Raw genomic sequence first — 16,516 nt, forward strand, 5'->3', positions numbered from 1 at the left:
TCTGTCCGCTTTTATCCGATCGGTGGCTTACCGGGTGACTACCCTGATCCGTCGCCGGCGTTCGCGCCCCCGTCACCCTACGACTGCGGTGCGGACACCGGAACGCAGAGCAGTGTGGGGTGGTGCGGCAGCCGCAGACCCCCGGTGGCCAGGGCCTGGGCGATGCGCAGCGCACCGATCAGCGGATCACCCGAACCGGGGACCGCCCGTGCCCGTGGCAGCAGCCGCGCCAGTTCCTCGCGCAGGGGTACGAGCAACGGCTCGCCCATCCGGAACAGTCCGCCGGTCAGCGCGACTTCGTACGCCTCCTCGTCCGCCTTCGCCTCCGGGCACACCGCCGCCGCGGCCTCCGCGATGTGCGCGGCGGCGGCCCGCAGGACGCCCTCGGCGACCGGGTCGTGCTCCGCGCACGCGGCCACCTCCGGCGCGAACGAGGCCAGGAGCGCGGGCCGGTCGGCGCGTGGGTAGAGCAGACCGGGCAGTTCCTGCGGCGGGCCGAACACCGCCTCCAGCCGGGCCAGCAGCGCCGGCGACCCGCCGCGCCGCCCGTCGTGGGCGCGCATCGCCGCGTCGAGGCCGGCCCGCCCGATCCAGGCGCCGCCGCCGCTGTCGCCCAGCAGATGCCCCCAGCCGTCGGCCCGCCGCCACTGCGCCAGGTCCGTGCCCAGCGCGATCAGGCCGGTGCCGGCGGCCACCACCGCGCCGGGCCGCTGCCCGACCGCCCCGGCGTACGCGGTCACCGCGTCCGCGGCGAGCGCCAGCCGGCGCACCCCCAGCGCGTTCGCCAGGGCGCCCGGCAGCTCGGCGCGCAACTCGTCGCCGAGCGTGGCCATGCCCGCGGCGCCGACCGCCGCGGCGATGATCCGTCCGCCGGTGCCCTGCTCGGCGAGCAGGCCGTGTACGGCGGGCAGTACCTGCTCCAGCAGATGGGCGGCGTCGATGCCGCGCGGTCCGGTGCGCACCGGACCGCCGCACTCGACGGTCCTCAGCGGGGCGTCCGCCTCCGCCGTGCCCAGCGCCACCCGGAGCCCGGAACCGCCCGAATCCACTCCGAGTACGTACGCGCCCGGCTCCCCGGCGGTGTGCCCGCGTGACGTCATGGACCGGCTCCCGGCGACGAAGGGGTGAGGACGGGCAGCACCCTATCCCCGGGGGACCCCGTTGCGCCGGTAGGGTGATCTTTTGTGACAGCGCGACCCTTGAACGAAGTAGTCGAGCCCGGCTGGGCCGACGCCCTCGCCCCCGTGGCGGGGCGCATCGCCGCGATGGGCGATTTCCTGCGTGCGGAGGTCGCGGCGGGCCGCACCTACCTCCCCTCCGGCGCGAACGTGCTGCGCGCGTTCCAGCAGCCCTTCGAGGACGTACGGGTCCTGATCGTCGGTCAGGACCCGTACCCCACACCGGGGATGGCGATCGGTCTGAGCTTCGCGGTCTCCCCGGACGTCCGCAGGCTCCCGGGCAGCCTGGAGAACATCTACCGCGAGCTCCACACCGACCTCGGGCTGCCCCGGCCGTCGAACGGCGACCTGACCCCGTGGACCCGCCAGGGCGTGCTGCTGCTGAACAGGGCGCTGACCACCGCGCCCCGCTCGCCCGGCGCCCACCGGGGCAAGGGCTGGGAGGAAGTGACCGAACAGGCCATCCGCGCCCTGGCCGCCCGGGGCAAGCCGCTGGTGTCGGTGCTCTGGGGGCGCGACGCCCGCAACCTGCGCCCGCTGCTCGGCGACCTGCCGGCCATCGAGTCCGCGCACCCCTCCCCGATGTCCGCCGACCGCGGCTTCTTCGGGTCCAGGCCGTTCAGCCGGGTCAACGAACTGCTCGCCGCGCAGGGCGCCCAGCCCGTGGACTGGCGGCTGCCGTAGGCGCGCGGGGCGGCCGGGCTCACACCTCGACGGCCGCCGCCCGTACGCACAGCACGTCCGGCAGGTGGGAGGCGAGCTGCTCCCAGCTGTCCCCGTCGTCCGCGCTCGCGTACAGCTCGCCGTTGCGGTTGCCGAAGTAGACCCCGGCCGGGTCCGCGTCGTCCGTGCAGAGCGCGTCGCGCAGCACCGTGCCGTAGTGCGCGCTCTCGGGGAGGCCCGCCGACAGGGGCTCCCAGTGGGCGCCCGCGTCGGTCGTCCGGAAGACCCGGCAGCGGTGTTCGGCGGGCACCCGGTCGGCGTCGGCGTTGATCGGGAAGACGTACGCCGTGTCCGCGCGGTGCGGGTGGGAGGCCACGGCGAAGCCGAAGTCCGAGGGCAGGCCCGCGCCGATGTCGGTCCAATTGCCCCCGCCGTCGTCGCTGCGGAAGACGCCCCAGTGGTTCTGGAGGTAGAGGCGGTCCGGGTCGGCCGCGTCGCGGCTGACCTTGTGCACGCACTGGCCGAACTCCGGGTGCGGGTCGGGCAGGAAGACGGCCGAGACCCCCTGGTTGGCCGGGGCCCAGCTCTCGCCGCCGTCGGTCGTCCGGAACACCCCGGCGGTGGAGACCGCGACGGTCACGGCGCGCGGGTCCCGCTCGTCGGTCAGGATCGTGTGCAACCCCTCGCCGCCTCCGCCGGGCACCCACTGCGAGCGCGTCGGGTGCTCCCACAGCGGGCGCACCAGCTCGAACGACTCGCCCCCGTCCTTCGAGCGGAACAGCGCGGCCGGCTCCGTGCCCGCGTAGACGACGCCCGGGGCCTCGGGTCCCGCCGGGTGCAGCTGCCAGACCCGCTCCAGCGAGGCGCCGGTGAACTCCGGGAACTTCACGGCCGGGGTCTTCGGCTCGACCCAGCTCGCGCCCAGGTCGTCGGAGTGGAAGACGGACGGGCCCCAGTGCGCGCTGTCCCCGCCGACGAGCAGCCGGGGCGCGGCCCCCCGGGTGTCGATGGCGACCGAATAGACCGCCTGCGCGTTGAAGTGCGGCCCGTCGAACTCCCACGTACCACCACGCCTGCGGCCGATGAAGAGCCCCTTGCGGGTGCCCACGGTGAGCAGTACCCCGGTCATGACCGAACCTCCCGAAACGCCGTTGTGCCGGATATCGGTCAGTCTGCACCCGGGCACTGACAGCGGCTCGGACCACGGCCCGGGGTGTCCCGGGCGGATCGCGGGTCAGCGGCAGGGCGGGGCCGTACTGCTGCGGACCACCAGATTGGTCGCCAGGTCCACGCGCGTCGTCGCGGGCTGTCGGCCCCGGCCGAGGTCGAGGACCAGCCGGGCCGCCGTCTCGGCCATCTCGATCAGCGGCTGGCGCACCGTGGTCAGCGGCGGACCGATCCACCGGGTGAGCGGCAGGTCGTCGAAACCGACCACGCTCAGGTCCTCCGGGATGCGCAGACCCAGCTCGCGCGCCGCCTCGTACACGCCGAGCGCCTGGAGGTCGTTGCCGGCGAAGACGGCGGTCGGCCGGTCCGCCGAGCGCAGCAGCTCCATGCCGGCGGCGTAACCCGCCTCGTGCGAGAACTCGCCCTCGCGGATCAGCGACCGGTCGATCGGGATGTCCGCCGTCTCCAGGGCGGCCCGGTAGCCGTCCACCCGGGCCCGGCTGCACATCATCCGGGACGGTCCGCTGACCACGCCGATCCTGCGGTGACCGAGGCCGGTGAGGTGGCGGGTGGCAGCCAGACCGCCCTGCCAGTTCGTCGTACCGACCGAAGGGATGTCGTCGCCCGGGTCGCCGGCCGGGTCCACCACCGCGTACGGGATGCTGCGGCTGGTGAGCTGCGCGCGCTGGGCGGCGGTGAGGTCGGACAGGACCAGGATCACCCCGACCGGCCGGCGGGCCAGCACCCCGTCGACCCAGGTCTGCCCCGGGCTGAGGCGCCCCGCGCTCTCCGAGAGGACCAGGCTCAGGCCCTCCTCGCGCGCGACGTTCTCCACCCCGCGCACGACCTCCATGGCCCACGCGCTGTCCAGCTCGTGGAAGACGAGGTCGATGAGTTGCGACTGCGTGGTCGAGCCGCGTCTGCGGCGGTAGCCGTGCTGCAGCAGCAGCTCCTCGACCTTGGTGCGGGTGCCGGGCGCGACATCGGCACGCCCGTTCAGCACCTTCGAAACTGTCGGAGCCGAGACTCCGGCCGCTCGGGCGATTTCCGCCAGCGTGGCAGTGCCGTCCGACGACACTGCGGCAGGCGCATTCTCCTGATGTGACTGGACGTTTGCGGGGCTCATACAGCGAATCGTAACCGCCCGGCGCCCGAACGGAGGCGGGAGCCCCGGCGAAAAATTCGCGGTCCGCGACCTCTTGACTGGCCCGAAACACGACCGTACGGTTCCGGCAACATTCGCAAGCAACTCCGAAAGATTCGACAGAGGTGCGGTCATGCGGTCGGGAATTTTCACTCAGGGCAGGCGTGCGGCGAGATGGACCGCGGCAGGTGCGGCCATGGTCATGGCGGGAGTCCTGGCGGGCTGCGGATCGGAAGGCGGCAGCGGCGGCGGCGGTGGCGGCGGCACGCTGACCGCGTACGTCTACGGCGACGACGCGGTGAAGGTGCAGCAGGCGGCGGTCAAGGAGTTCAACAAGACCTCCGACGTCAAGGTCAAGCTCGTCTCCGTCCCCGGTACCGACTACGTCAACAAGCTCCGCAGCGCCATGGGTTCCCCCAGCGCCCCCGACATCTTCTTCAACTGGGGCGGCGGCTCCATCAAGCCGTACGTCGACGCGAACCAGCTGGTCGACCTCACCTCGACGTTCAAGAACGACGCCACCCTGAAGGACGGCTTCCTGCCGTCGATCGTCACCGCCGGCAGCCTCGACGGGAAGGTCTACGGCGTCCCGATGCGCGGCATGCAGCCCGTGATGCTCTTCTTCAACAAGACCCTGTTCGCCGAGAACGGCGTGACGGTCCCCAAGACGTGGGAGGACCTGCAGAAGGCCATCAAGACCTTCAAGGGCAAGGGCATCACCCCGTTCGCGCTCGGCGGCTCCGACAAGTGGCCCGAGCTGATGTGGATGGAGTACCTGCTCGACCGGATCGGCGGCCCCGACGTCTTCCGCAAGATCCAGAACGGTGACAGCTCCGCCTGGGGCGACCCGGCCGTCCTGAAGACCGCCCAGACCGTCAAGCAGCTCGTCGACGACGGCGCCTTCGGCAAGAACTTCAACTCCGTCGACTACGGCAACGGCGGTGCGCCCACCCTGCTCAACAAGGGCAAGGCGGCCATGCACCTGATGGGCTCGTGGGAGTACTCCACCCAGCTCGGCAAGGCACCCGACTTCGCCAAGAAGGACCTGGGCTGGACGAACTTCCCGACCGTCGCCGGCGGCGTCGGCGACCCGGCCGCCGTGGTCGGCAACCCCACCAACTACTGGTCCGTGAACGCCCGCACCAAGCACAAGGACGCGGCGATAGCCTTCCTCAAGGCCATGGCCTCCAAGTCCTACGCACAGGCCCTGGTGGACAACGGCGACGTGCCCACCACCTCCAACGCCGCCTCCATGCTGAGCGGATCGCCGAACCCGGAGTTCGCCACCGACCAGTACGAGATGGTCCAGAAGGCCCCCGACTTCACCCTCTCCTGGGACCAGGCGCTGGAATCCAAGACCGCCACCCCGCTGCTCACCGAGATCAGCAAGCTGTTCGCCGGCAAGTCCACGCCCGAGCAGTTCGTCGCCGCGATGAAGGCCGTCAAGTAACGATGTCCCACGTCTCCTCGTCACCGAAGACGCGCGGAGGACGGAAGGCGGCCGCCGGAAACGTCGGCCGCCCCCCGGTCGTCTGGGCGCTGCCCGGCATCCTCTTCTTCGCCCTCTTCGCGATCGTCCCGCTGGCGATCGCCGTGTACCTCTCCTTCTGCCACTGGGACGGGCTCAACTCCCCGACCTCCGCCGGCACGGCCAACTGGACGCGGCTCTTCAAGGACCCCGAGTTCCGCCAGGCCGCCTGGCTCAGCCTGCTCCTCACCGCCATCAGCTGGGCCTTCCAGACCCCGGTGGCCCTGCTCCTCGGCGTCTGGGCGGCCGGACGGCAGCGCAGCCGCGCCGTGCTCTCCGCGATCTTCTTCATCCCGCTGCTGCTGTCCACCACCGCCATCGCGATGCTCTTCCACGCGCTGCTCGACCCCAACTTCGGCGTGATCCAGACGATCGGCCCCTGGTTCGGGATCGACCCGAACATCATGGGCTCGTCCACCGGCGCGCTGCTCACCGTGGCGTTCGTCGGCGGCTGGCAGTTCATGCCCTTCCACACCCTGATCTACCAGGGCGGCACCCGGCAGATCCCGCAGGTCCTCTACCAGGCCGCGGAGATCGACGGCGCGGGCATGTTCCGGCAGTTCTTCCACATCACCCTGCCGCAGCTGCGCAACACCATCACGACCTCCTCGGTCCTGATGATCGTCGGCTCGCTGACCTACTTCGACACCGTGCTCATCATGACCAAGGGCGGTCCGGGCACGGACACCACCATCCTGCCCTACCTGATGTACCGCACCGGTTTCCAGACCTACGACCTCGGGTACGCCGCCGCGATCGCGACCGCCCTCGTCGTCGTGGCCACCGCGATCTCGCTGATCCTCGTCCGCTTCAGCGGCTTCGGGAACATGCGCTCCACCCGGGAAGGTATGTGACGCGATGTCGATCGACACCCGCCCCGCGGCGCGCCCCGCACAGCCCCTGACCCGCACCCGCCCCGCCACCGTCCGGCGCCGCCGCAGGTGGGGCAACCCGCTGGCCGGCCTCGGCTCGCTGGTCTGGCTCGTGCTGGTGATCGTCCCGCTCTACACGCTGGTCTCGTCCTCCCTGATGCGCCAGGACGAGGCGCTGAACGGCGACCCGCTGGCCATCCCGACCGACCCCACGCTCGACAACTACCGCACCGTGCTGGACAGCGGCTTCTCCACGATGCTCTCCAACACGGCGATCGTCGCGGTGGCGACCACGGCGATCGTGCTGGTCCTCTCGATCCCCGTCGCGTACGTCGCGGTACGCACCCGCAGCAGGCTCTCCGGTCTCGCCTTCCGCACCTTCCTGCTCGGCGTCGCCATCCCCGCCCAGGCCGTGATCGTGCCGCTCTACCTGCTCATCAGCAAGATGGGCCTGTACGACAGCCTGCCGGCCATCATCCTGCCGACCGCGGCCTTCGCGATGCCGGTGGCGGTGCTGATCCTCAGCGGCACCATGCGCGACGTCTCCGAGGAGATGTACGAGGCCATGGCGCTCGACGGCGCCTCGTCCCTGCGGATGCTGTGGCAGCTGGCGATCCCGATGTCCAAGGCGGGCATCAGCACCGTGGCGATCTACACGGCGCTCCAGGCGTGGAACGGCTTCCTGTTCCCGCTGATCCTGACCCAGTCGGAGGAGAAGCGCGTGCTGACCCTCGGTCTCTTCAACTTCATGTCCCAGTTCGGGGTGAACATCCCGGCCGTGCTGGCCGCGATCGTGCTCTCCGTCGTACCGATCTTCGCCGTGTACCTCGTGGCACGGAAGGCACTGGTCAACGGACTGATGGGGGTGGGCGGCAAATAGCGCACCCATGCCGCCGCGTACCACCGCACTCTTGAGAGGAATCCCCGCCGCCATGGCAAACCCCCCTGTTCCGCACGCCCGCAGGACCGAAACGGCCACCGCCGTCGACGGCCCCTGGCAAGACCCCGCCCTGGACCCCGAGGAGCGTGTGGCCGATCTCGTCTCCCGGATGACCCTCCGGGAGAAGACCGCCCAGCTGTACGGAATCTGGGTGGGCGCCGACGCCGACGGGGACGGGGTCGCCCCGCACCAGAACGAGATGGTCGGCGACATCGACTGGGACGCGCTGATCCCGCGCGGCCTCGGCCAGCTGACCCGGCCCTTCGGCACCGCCCCCGTCGACCCCGCCGTCGGCGCGATCTCGCTGGCCCGCGCCCAGCAGGCCATCGCCGACGCCGGCCGCTTCGGCATCCCGGCGCTCGCCCACGAGGAGTGCCTCGCCGGATTCACAGCCTGGGGCGCCACCGCCTACCCGGTCCCGCTGTCCTGGGGCGCGGCCTGGAACCCGGACCTGGTCACCGAGATGGCCCACCGGATCGGCGCCGACATGCGGTCCGTGGGCATCCACCAGGGCCTCGCCCCGGTCCTGGACGTGGTGCGCGACCTGCGCTGGGGCCGCGTCGAGGAGACCATCGGCGAGGACCCCTACCTGGTCGCCACCATCGGCACCGCCTACGTGCGGGGCCTGGAGTCCGCAGGGATCGTCACGACCCTCAAGCACTTCGCCGGGTACGCGGCGTCGGCCGGCGCTCGCAACCTCTCGCCTGTCAGGGCCGGGGCCAGGGAACTCGCCGACGTCATCCTGCCGCCGTTCGAGATGGCCCTCCTCGAAGGCGGCGCGCGCTCGGTCATGCAGTCCTACGCGGAGATCGACGGGGTGCCCTCGGCGGCCGACCCCGCCCTGCTGACCGGCCTGCTCCGCGACACCTGGGGCTTCGAGGGCACCGTGGTCGCCGACTACTTCGCCATCGGCTTCCTGGAGACCCTGCACAAGATCGCCGAGGACCGCGCCGACGCCGCCCGCCTCGCCCTGCGCGCCGGGGTCGACGTGGAACTGCCCACCGTCCGCAGCTACGGCGACGAACTCGTCGCAGCCGTGCAGGCCGGCACCGTCCCCGAGGAGCTCGTCGACCGCGCGCTGCGCCGGGTCCTTCTCCAGAAGTGCGAACTCGGGCTGCTCGACCCCGACTGGACCCCGCTGCCCGCGCTCCTGCGGGACACCGACCCCGAGCAGGCGCGCGAGACCATCGACCTGGACCCGCCGCGCAACCGCGCCCTCGCCCGCGAACTCGCCGAACAGGCCGTGGTCCTGCTCGCCAACCCGCGAGGCGCCCTGCCGCTCGCCGGTGCCGGGCGGATCGCCGTGGTCGGACCCCGCGCCGACGATCCGCTGGCGATGCTCGGCTGCTACTCCTTCCCCAGCCACGTCGGCGTCCTGCACCCCGAGACCGCCATGGGCATCGACATCCCCACCGTGCTCGACGCGATGCGCGGCGAGTTCCCCGCCGCCACGGTCACCGGCGCCCCCGGCTGCGAGGTGGACGGCACGGACACCTCGGGCATCGCGGAGGCGGTGGACCTGGCCCGGGACGCGGACGTGTGCGTCGCGGTGCTCGGCGACCGGGCCGGGCTGTTCGGGCGCGGCACCTCCGGCGAGGGCTGCGACGCCGACGACCTGTCGCTGCCGGGCGTCCAGGGCGAACTGCTCGACGCGCTGCTGGACAGCGGCACCCCGGTCGTCCTGGTGCTGCTGACGGGCCGGCCGTACGCGCTCGGCCGCTGGGCGGACCGCACCGCCGCCGTGGTGCAGGCGTTCTTCCCCGGTGAGGAGGGCGGCCCGGCCCTCGCCTCCGTGCTCTCCGGCCGGGTCGGCCCCTCCGGCCGGCTGCCGGTCTCGGTCCCGCGCCACCCGGGCGGCCAGCCGTGGACGTACCTCCAGCCGCCGCTCGGACTCGCCAACGGGGTCAGCAACCTGGACCCGACACCGCTGTACCCCTTCGGCCACGGGCTGACGTACACCTCCTTCGCCTGGGAGCCCGGAGCCCCGGCACCGAAGGAGATCCCCACCGACGGCTCCGCCGACATCGAGCTGACCGTCCGCAACACCGGGGACCGGGCGGGCGCGGAGGTCGTCCAGCTGTACGTGCACGACCCGGTCGCCCAGACGACCCGGCCCGACACCCGGCTCATCGGCTACGCCCGGGTGCCGCTCGACGCGGGCCAGGAGGCGCGCGTGCGCTTCCGGTTCCACGCCGACCTGGTGTCCTTCACCGGAATCGGCGGCCGGCGGGTCGTCGAGCCGGGAGCGCTGGAGCTGCGGCTCGCCACCTCCAGCGGTGCCGAGGACATCCGGCACACCGTGCACCTGCGCCTCACGGGCCCCGAGCGCACCCTCGACCACCGGCGCCGGCTGGTGTGCGACGCGCTGGTCGAACCCGTGCCGGCGGCGGCCCCCGTACAGGGCTGACCGCATCCGTACCACCGGGCGGGGGCGCCGCGGCCCTTACCGCAGCGCCCCCGCCCGGTCCACAGATCCACGAAACTTTCGAAACACCCACACCCGCGTACGTCCTGTCCGGTCACCGGGAAACCGGCCGTGCGCCTCTCGAAGGGTTTCTGTCATGCGCAAGCCAATCAAGGCAGTCCTGGTCGGTACCGCCGCCGCGGCACTGCTCGCCCCGTGCACCATCAACGCCTTCGCCCAGTCGGATCACGGCGGCGGGCGCAAGGACACCCGGGCCACCACGCTCGGCGCCCTCGGCCAGCGGTCCGGCGTGCGCATCGGCACCGCCGTGGACATGGCGGCCCTGGCCGACGACGCGCCCTATCGCGCGAAGGCCGCGAGCGAGTTCAGCTCGGTCACCCCGGAGAACGTCATGAAGTGGGAGGTCGTCGAGCCGAGCCGCGGCACGTACGACTGGAAGGCGGCCGACGAGCTGGTCGACTTCGCCCGCGCCAACGGCCAGCTCGTGCGCGGCCACACCCTGCTCTGGCACAACCAGCTGCCCGGCTGGCTCACGACCGGCGACTTCACCGCCGACGAACTGCGCGCCATTCTGCGCAAGCACATCACCGACGAGGCCCGCCACTTCAGGGGCCGCATCTGGCAGTGGGACGTCGTCAACGAGGCGTTCAACGACGACGGCACCCTGCGCGACAGCATCTGGCTCCGGAAGCTGGGCCCCGGCTACATCGCGGACGCCTTCCGCTGGGCCCACGAGGCCGATCCCAAGGCCAAGCTGTTCATCAACGACTACAACATCGAGGGCGTCAACGCCAAGAGCACCGCCCTCTACGACCTGGTCGTCGAGCTGCGCGAGCAGCGCGTACCGATCGACGGCGTCGGTATCCAGGGCCACCTGTCCGTCCAGTACAACGCCCCCCACGACATCGCCGAGAACATGAAGCGGTTCGACGACCTCGGCCTGGAGACCGCGATCACCGAGGCCGACGTGCGCGTCCCGATGCCCTCCGACAGCACCAAGCAGGAGGCGCAGGCCGAGGGCTACGACGTCCTGCTGCGCGGCTGCCTGCTCACCCGCAAGTGCACCGACTTCACGGTGTGGGGCTTCACCGACAAGTACTCCTGGGTGCCCGACACCTTCGAGGGCGAGGGGGCGGCCAACCTCTTCGACGAGAACTACAGGGCCAAGCCCGCCTACAGCGCCCTGCGCGACGACCTGCTGCTCGCCGCCGGCCGTAACTGAGCACGGAGAAGGGAAGCAGGATGGACACCGGCACCCCAGACAGCGGCACCCCAGCTACCGATACCCCCGGCACCGGCATCCCGCGCCGCACCAGCCGCAGATCGGTGCTCGGCCTCGGCCTCGGGCTGACCGCGCTCACCGCGACACCGCTCGGCTCCCTCGTCGGACTCACGGGTGAGGCGTCGGCCACCGGGCACGGCCCCGCGCCACGGCCCACCGACCCCGGCGCCTACATCTCGTTCACCGCCTCGCGCGGCAGCTTCCCGCTGGTCAGGCACGGGCGGGCGGCTCCGGTCCTGGTCAGCGACCGCGACTGGCCGGGGGTCGTCAGGGTCGCCGGCGACCTTTGCGACGACATCGAACGCGTCACCGGCGTCCGCCCCGCACTCTCGCACGGGGCGGTGCCCGGGGCGCGCGAGATCACCATCATCGGAACCGTGGGCCGCAGCCCGCTCATCGACCGGCTGGTCGCCGAAGGCCGGCTCGACGTCTCCTCGATCCGCGGCAAGTGGGAGACCAGCCTCCAGACCGTCGTCGACAAGCCCCTGCCCGGGGTCGAGCGGGCACTCGTCATCGCCGGCAGCGACCAGCGCGGCACGATCTTCGGCGCGTACGACGTCTCGCGCGGCATCGGGGTCTCGCCCTGGTACTGGTGGGACGACGTCACCCCCGTACACCGCGACGAGATCCACGTACGGCCCGGCCGGCACACCCAGGGGACCCCGGCCGTGAAGTACCGCGGGTTCTTCATCAACGACGAGAACCCCGCCCTCGGCACCTGGGCACCCGCCCACTTCGGCCCCGGCAAGGCGCCCGGCCACGAGGGCGGCTTCAACGCGGACTTCTACGCCCGGGTCTTCGAGGTCATGCTCCGGCTCAAGGCCAACTACCTGTGGCCGGCCGTCTGGGGCCGCGCCTTCGCCGAGGACGACCCGCTCAACCACGCCACCGCCAAGGCGTACGGCGTCGTCATGGGCACCTCGCACGAGGCCCCCATGATGCGCGGCATCGAGGAATGGAACCGGCACGCCGTCGCCGCCGTACGCGACAGCGAAGGCAACATCACCACCCCCGGCCACGACCCCTACGGCGGCACCGGCGAGTGGTCCTTCCGCCGCAACGCCGCAGCGCTCAAGGCGTACTGGGCCGAGGGCATCCGCCGGATGAGGGACGAGGACTTCGAGGGCGTCGTCACCCTCGGCATGCGCGGCAACGGCGACGTCAGCCTCCCCGACGGCGACGGCATCGAGCTGATGACCGAGATCATCGCCACCCAGCGCCAGATCCTGGCCGAGGTCTCCGGCAAGGACGTCACCACGATCCCGCAGGTCTGGACGCTCTACAAGGAGGTCCAGCGCTACTGGGACCGGGGCCTGCGCGTCCCCGACGACGTCACCGTGGTCCTCACCGACGACAACTGGGCCAACATCCGCAAGCTCCCCGACCCCGCCGAGGGCTCGCGGCAGGGCGGTTACGGGCTCTACTACCACTTCGACTACGTCGGCGTGGGCCGCAACTACAAGTGGGTCGACACCGCCTCCCTCCCCAACATGTGGGACCAACTGCACCAGTGCGCCGCCTACGGCAACCACGGTCTGTGGGTGACCAACGTGGGCGACCTCAAGGGCAACGAACTGCCCACGCAGTTCTTCCTGGAGTACGCCTGGAACCCGGAGCGCTGGAGCCTGGACCGGCTGCCGGAATGGGAGGAGACCTACGCCCGGCAGAACTTCGGCGAGAAGCAGGCCGCCGAGATCGCCTCCGTCCTGCGCGAGTACGCCCGGCTTCAGGCCCGCCGCAAGCCCGAGCTCCTCAACCGCCGGATCACCCTCGACCCGGCCAAGGACCCGGCGACCGACAGCTCGGCCGTCGTCCACGACGACCAGGCGTCCCCCTTCAGCCTCGTCCACTACCGCGAGCTGGAACGCGTCACCGAGGAGTGGCGCCTGCTCGGCGAGCGGGCCGAACGGATCGGGCGCCGCCTGCCGGCCTTTGCCCAGGACGCCTGGTACGAGCTGGTCGGCTACGAGGTGGCGGCCACCGCCAACCTGTACGCGCTGCGCGAGGCGGAGTTCACCAACCTCCACTACGCGGCTCAGGGCCGGGCCCTCACCAACGAGCTGGCGGCCACCGCGGAGGCGCGGCTCGCCGACGACTTCGCCCTGGCCGACCGCTTCAACACGAAGATCGCGGGCGGCAAGTGGCGGGGCTTCCAGACCCAGCCGCACATCGACTACGGCGACGTCGAACGCTACGGCCCCAACGCCCCCTGGCAGCAGCCCGAGATCGACAACGTCGCCATCAAGGACGTGCTCTTCCCCGCCGTCAAGCGCGTGGACCTGCCCGCACGGGCCGAGATGGGCGTCGCCGTCGACGGCTCCACGGCCTGGTGGCCGCACGAGACCGCCCCCGCCGTGCTGCCGGCCTTCAGCCCCTACCAGACGCGGCCCGCGCAGTACATCGAGGTGTTCAACCGGGGCCGCGCCCCGTTCGACTACCGGGTGCGGACCGGAGCGTCCTGGCTGACCGCCGACCGGGTGCGCGGCCGGGTCACCACGCAGGACCGGATCACCCTGCGCGTCGACTGGGACCGGGCGCCGGGGGGCGTGACCGAGGTGCCGGTCACCGTCACGGGGCCGGACGGGACGGAGGTGGTCGTCACGGCGGTGGCCGACCGCCCGAAGCTCCCCCGCGCCCGGCTCGGCGGTTTCGTCGAGGCCGGGGGATACGTGTCCATCGAGGCCGACCACTACCACCGGGCCGTCGGCGGCCGGGGCGTCACCTGGCAGCGCATCCCGGACATCGGACGGACGGGCGCGGGCATGGAGCCCTTCCCGGTGACCGCCGCCCGCCGGACACCCGGCGGCCGGGGCCCGCGCCTGGAGTACCGGGTCAGCCTCTTCACCACCGGCCCGGTCACCCTGCACACGTACCTCTCGCCCCGTAACAACCCGCTGCCGACCGACGGGCTGACCTACGCCGTCTCCTTCGACGACGCCACCCCGCAGCGGGTGAACGTCACGAAGGCGACCGGGGCCGACGACGGGACCATGAACGCCCAGTGGGCCCGGCACACCTCCGACAACGTGAACATCACCACCACGGTCCACCGCATCACCGACCCCGGTGTGCATGTGCTGAAATTCTGGATGGTCGACCCGACGGTGGTCCTCCAGAACCTGGTGATCGACACCGGCGGCCTCGAACCCAGCTACCTGGGCCCGCCGGAAAGCCTCCGGCTGGACTGAGCCCGGGGGCCGGAACGCGGAAAGGTGCGGAACGATGACGAACGGGCACGAGGACACCGGAATCCTGGCGGTCGCCCCCGCCGGGGCGAAGGTCGGGATCCGGGCCGCCACACCGTCCGGCGAGCTCACCTTCCTGTGCACCCCGGCCCGCGCCCGGGAACTGGCCGCCGCTCTCGGCCTCGCGGCGGACGAGGCCGAGAGCGGCCCGGCGGACCCGGTCACCGTCAGGGCGGACGAGCTGCGCCGGGGCGACGTGCGCGACGGCGACCGGGCCATGACGGTGGAGGCCGTCCGCACCGACGGCGGCACCGCCCATGTCACCTGGTCCTCGGGTGCCGGACGCAGCTGGAACCAGATGTACGACGCGGACGCCTCCATCCCGCTCCGTCGCCGGGGGCGCGAGGCCGGCTCCTGAGCAACCCCCGGCCGCCCGCCGCGCCCGCTCGCGCGCCGTTCGCGCGCGAGGCGCACCCTGGAGGGGAGACCTTCCGGAGGTGAGCGCCATGACCCGAACCGCTGTCGGCTGGCACATCGAGCTGGAATTCGAGGAGGACACCCACCGCACCCGCGCGGCCGCCCTGGTGCGGCTCTCCGATGGACAGGAGGTACGCGCCCACGGCTACGCCAGCCGTCACCCCTCCGACGCCGAGCAGCCCCGGGTGGGGGAGGAGATCGCCGGAGCCCGCGCGCTCAACGAACTGGCGATGAAACTGCTGACCAAGGCCCACGACGAGATCGACGAGGCGGCCGGCCGCAGCTCGTACCCGCTGAAACCCCGCTGACCCGAAGGAGGAGGCGCACGGCCGGGTTCCTCGTACGGGGCGGTCGTAATTTGACGGGCGTCGTAGTACGGGATGTATCGTACTAGCGATCCTTCCGTACCCGGCGAAACGGAGTCCCGTCGTGAGTGCCCTCTTCGAGCCCTGCACCCTCAGGTCGCTTGTCGTGCCCAACCGGGTGTGGATGGCGCCCATGTGCCAGTACAGCGCCGCGGTGGAGGGGCCGGAGACGGGTGTGCCCAACGACTGGCACTTCGCCCACCTGGCGGCCCGCGCCACCGGCGGCACCGGGCTGATCCTCACCGAGGCCACGGCGGTCAGCCCCGAGGGGCGGATCAGCCCGGCCGACCTCGGCATCTGGAACGACGCCCAGGCCGAGGCGTTCCGTCGCATCACCGACTTCGTCAAGGCGCAGGGCTCCGTGGCGGGCATCCAGCTCGCCCACGCCGGCCGCAAGGCGTCCACCGCCGCGCCCTGGACCGGCGGCGGCCCCGTCGGCCCCGACGCGCACGGCTGGACCCCGGTCGCCCCCAGCCCGCTGCCCTTCGACGACGGCTACCCGGTGCCGCACGAGCTGACCACCGACGAGATCGGCCGCGTGGTCGACGACTTCCGCGAGGCCGCCCGGCGGGCCGTCGACGCGGGCTTCCAGGTCGCCGAGGTGCACGGTGCGCACGGCTACCTGATCGGCCAGTTCCTCTCCCCGTACACCAACCGCCGCACCGACGAGTACGGCGGCAGCTTCGAGAACCGCGTCCGCTTCGCCCTCCAGGTCGTCGACGCCGTCCGTGAGGTGTGGCCCGAGGAGCTGCCGGTCTTCTTCCGCGTCTCCGCGACGGACTGGCTCACCGAGAACCCCGAGGACGAGCGCGAGGGCTGGACCGCCGACGAGACCGTGCGGCTGGCGGCGCTCCTGCGGGACCACGGCGTGGACCTGCTCGACGTCTCCACGGGCGGCAACGCCCCCCGCGTCCGCATCGCGACCGGCCCCGGCTACCAGGTGCCCTTCGCCGAGCGCGTGAAGAAGGAGACCTCGATGCCCGTGGCGGCCGTAGGCCTCATCACCGACCCGCAGCACGCCGAGAAGATCCTCACCGAGGGCCGCGCGGACGCGGTGCTCCTCGGCCGTGAACTGCTGCGCAGCCCCTCCTGGGCCCGGGACGCCGCCCGCGCGCTGAACGGCACCGTACACGCCCCCGAGCAGTACGGCTATGTGATCTGACCTGCTGTCACGGCGTTCCCTTTCGCCCCGGCCGCCCCCTTCGCACCCAAGGTGTGCGAAGGGGGCGGTCTGCGTGCGCCCTCCGTCCGGGCCGCACCGCCCTCATTTTCTATCGTTGAAAAAACCTT

The 16,516-nt window shown here is 72.0% G+C and carries 13 protein-coding genes; 10 read left to right on the plus strand and 3 right to left on the minus strand.

Annotated features, from left to right (window positions below):
• Window positions 1–77: 77 nt before the first annotated feature.
• The gene (locus ABZ564_RS25645) at window positions 78–1,100 is read right to left on the minus strand and encodes a BadF/BadG/BcrA/BcrD ATPase family protein (RefSeq protein ID WP_360860892.1); all 1,023 of its coding nucleotides are present in this window, start codon (window positions 1,098–1,100) and stop codon (window positions 78–80) included.
• 84 nt (window positions 1,101–1,184) lie between these two features.
• Here ABZ564_RS25645 and ABZ564_RS25650 point away from each other — a divergent pair, with 84 nt between their 5' ends.
• Window positions 1,185–1,862, plus strand: a complete 678-nt coding sequence (locus tag ABZ564_RS25650) for a uracil-DNA glycosylase (protein WP_147973820.1) — start codon at window positions 1,185–1,187, stop codon at window positions 1,860–1,862.
• Between the two features lie 19 nt (window positions 1,863–1,881).
• On the opposite strand, the gene ABZ564_RS25655 is transcribed toward ABZ564_RS25650, so the two are convergent.
• Complete coding sequence (locus tag ABZ564_RS25655; protein WP_360860894.1) at window positions 1,882–2,970, minus strand: exo-alpha-sialidase; 1,089 nt, start codon at window positions 2,968–2,970, stop codon at window positions 1,882–1,884.
• Between the two features lie 105 nt (window positions 2,971–3,075).
• Complete coding sequence (locus tag ABZ564_RS25660; RefSeq protein WP_360860896.1) at window positions 3,076–4,134, minus strand: LacI family DNA-binding transcriptional regulator; 1,059 nt, start codon at window positions 4,132–4,134, stop codon at window positions 3,076–3,078.
• Window positions 4,135–4,348: 214 nt separating this feature from the next.
• On the opposite strand from ABZ564_RS25660, the gene ABZ564_RS25665 reads away from it, so the two are divergent.
• The 9 genes from ABZ564_RS25665 (at window position 4,349) to ABZ564_RS25705 (ending at window position 16,388) form a co-directional block, all read left to right on the plus strand.
• Window positions 4,349–5,602 (plus strand): extracellular solute-binding protein, encoded by a 1,254-nt coding sequence (locus tag ABZ564_RS25665; RefSeq protein WP_360860898.1) that lies wholly within the window; start codon window positions 4,349–4,351, stop codon window positions 5,600–5,602.
• A 2-nt stretch (window positions 5,603–5,604) separates the two neighbouring features.
• Window positions 5,605–6,534: a sugar ABC transporter permease gene (locus tag ABZ564_RS25670; RefSeq protein ID WP_360860900.1), complete on the plus strand. Its 930-nt coding sequence runs from the start codon at window positions 5,605–5,607 to the stop codon at window positions 6,532–6,534.
• Between the two features lie 4 nt (window positions 6,535–6,538).
• Window positions 6,539–7,432, plus strand: a complete 894-nt coding sequence (locus tag ABZ564_RS25675) for a carbohydrate ABC transporter permease (protein ID WP_360860902.1) — start codon at window positions 6,539–6,541, stop codon at window positions 7,430–7,432.
• 52 nt (window positions 7,433–7,484) lie between these two features.
• Complete coding sequence (locus tag ABZ564_RS25680) at window positions 7,485–9,899, plus strand: glycoside hydrolase family 3 N-terminal domain-containing protein (RefSeq protein WP_360860904.1); 2,415 nt, start codon at window positions 7,485–7,487, stop codon at window positions 9,897–9,899.
• 154 nt (window positions 9,900–10,053) lie between these two features.
• Window positions 10,054–11,139 (plus strand): endo-1,4-beta-xylanase, encoded by a 1,086-nt coding sequence (locus ABZ564_RS25685; RefSeq protein WP_360860906.1) that lies wholly within the window; start codon window positions 10,054–10,056, stop codon window positions 11,137–11,139.
• Between the two features lie 20 nt (window positions 11,140–11,159).
• On the plus strand, window positions 11,160–14,387 hold the full coding sequence (locus ABZ564_RS25690; protein ID WP_360860907.1) for a glycosyl hydrolase 115 family protein: 3,228 nt from the start codon (window positions 11,160–11,162) through the stop codon (window positions 14,385–14,387).
• A 34-nt stretch (window positions 14,388–14,421) separates the two neighbouring features.
• Window positions 14,422–14,802: a hypothetical protein gene (locus tag ABZ564_RS25695; RefSeq protein ID WP_360860909.1), complete on the plus strand. Its 381-nt coding sequence runs from the start codon at window positions 14,422–14,424 to the stop codon at window positions 14,800–14,802.
• A gap of 88 nt (window positions 14,803–14,890) precedes the next feature.
• Window positions 14,891–15,169: a DUF1876 domain-containing protein gene (locus ABZ564_RS25700; RefSeq protein WP_164640429.1), complete on the plus strand. Its 279-nt coding sequence runs from the start codon at window positions 14,891–14,893 to the stop codon at window positions 15,167–15,169.
• A 121-nt stretch (window positions 15,170–15,290) separates the two neighbouring features.
• On the plus strand, window positions 15,291–16,388 hold the full coding sequence (locus ABZ564_RS25705; RefSeq protein ID WP_360860911.1) for an NADH:flavin oxidoreductase/NADH oxidase: 1,098 nt from the start codon (window positions 15,291–15,293) through the stop codon (window positions 16,386–16,388).
• The last annotated feature ends 128 nt before the right edge of the window (window positions 16,389–16,516 follow it).

Source organism: Streptomyces sp. NPDC019224, from assembly GCF_040632605.1.
In the GTDB taxonomy this organism is placed as follows: Bacteria; Actinomycetota; Actinomycetes; order Streptomycetales; family Streptomycetaceae; genus Streptomyces.

Bases quoted from the DNA above. Each gene is read 5' to 3' on its own strand.
- ABZ564_RS25645 (WP_360860892.1), bottom strand. From the start codon at position 1,100: ATGACGTCACGCGGGCACACCGCCGGGGAGCCGGGCGCGTACGTACTC.
- ABZ564_RS25655 (WP_360860894.1), bottom strand. From the start codon at position 2,970: ATGACCGGGGTACTGCTCACCGTGGGCACCCGCAAGGGGCTCTTCATC.
- ABZ564_RS25660 (WP_360860896.1), bottom strand. From the start codon at position 4,134: ATGAGCCCCGCAAACGTCCAGTCACATCAGGAGAATGCGCCTGCCGCA.
- ABZ564_RS25665 (WP_360860898.1), top strand. From the start codon at position 4,349: ATGGTCATGGCGGGAGTCCTGGCGGGCTGCGGATCGGAAGGCGGCAGC.
- ABZ564_RS25670 (WP_360860900.1), top strand. From the start codon at position 5,605: ATGTCCCACGTCTCCTCGTCACCGAAGACGCGCGGAGGACGGAAGGCG.
- ABZ564_RS25675 (WP_360860902.1), top strand. From the start codon at position 6,539: ATGTCGATCGACACCCGCCCCGCGGCGCGCCCCGCACAGCCCCTGACC.
- ABZ564_RS25680 (WP_360860904.1), top strand. From the start codon at position 7,485: ATGGCAAACCCCCCTGTTCCGCACGCCCGCAGGACCGAAACGGCCACC.
- ABZ564_RS25685 (WP_360860906.1), top strand. From the start codon at position 10,054: ATGCGCAAGCCAATCAAGGCAGTCCTGGTCGGTACCGCCGCCGCGGCA.
- ABZ564_RS25690 (WP_360860907.1), top strand. From the start codon at position 11,160: ATGGACACCGGCACCCCAGACAGCGGCACCCCAGCTACCGATACCCCC.
- ABZ564_RS25695 (WP_360860909.1), top strand. From the start codon at position 14,422: ATGACGAACGGGCACGAGGACACCGGAATCCTGGCGGTCGCCCCCGCC.
- ABZ564_RS25700 (WP_164640429.1), top strand. From the start codon at position 14,891: ATGACCCGAACCGCTGTCGGCTGGCACATCGAGCTGGAATTCGAGGAG.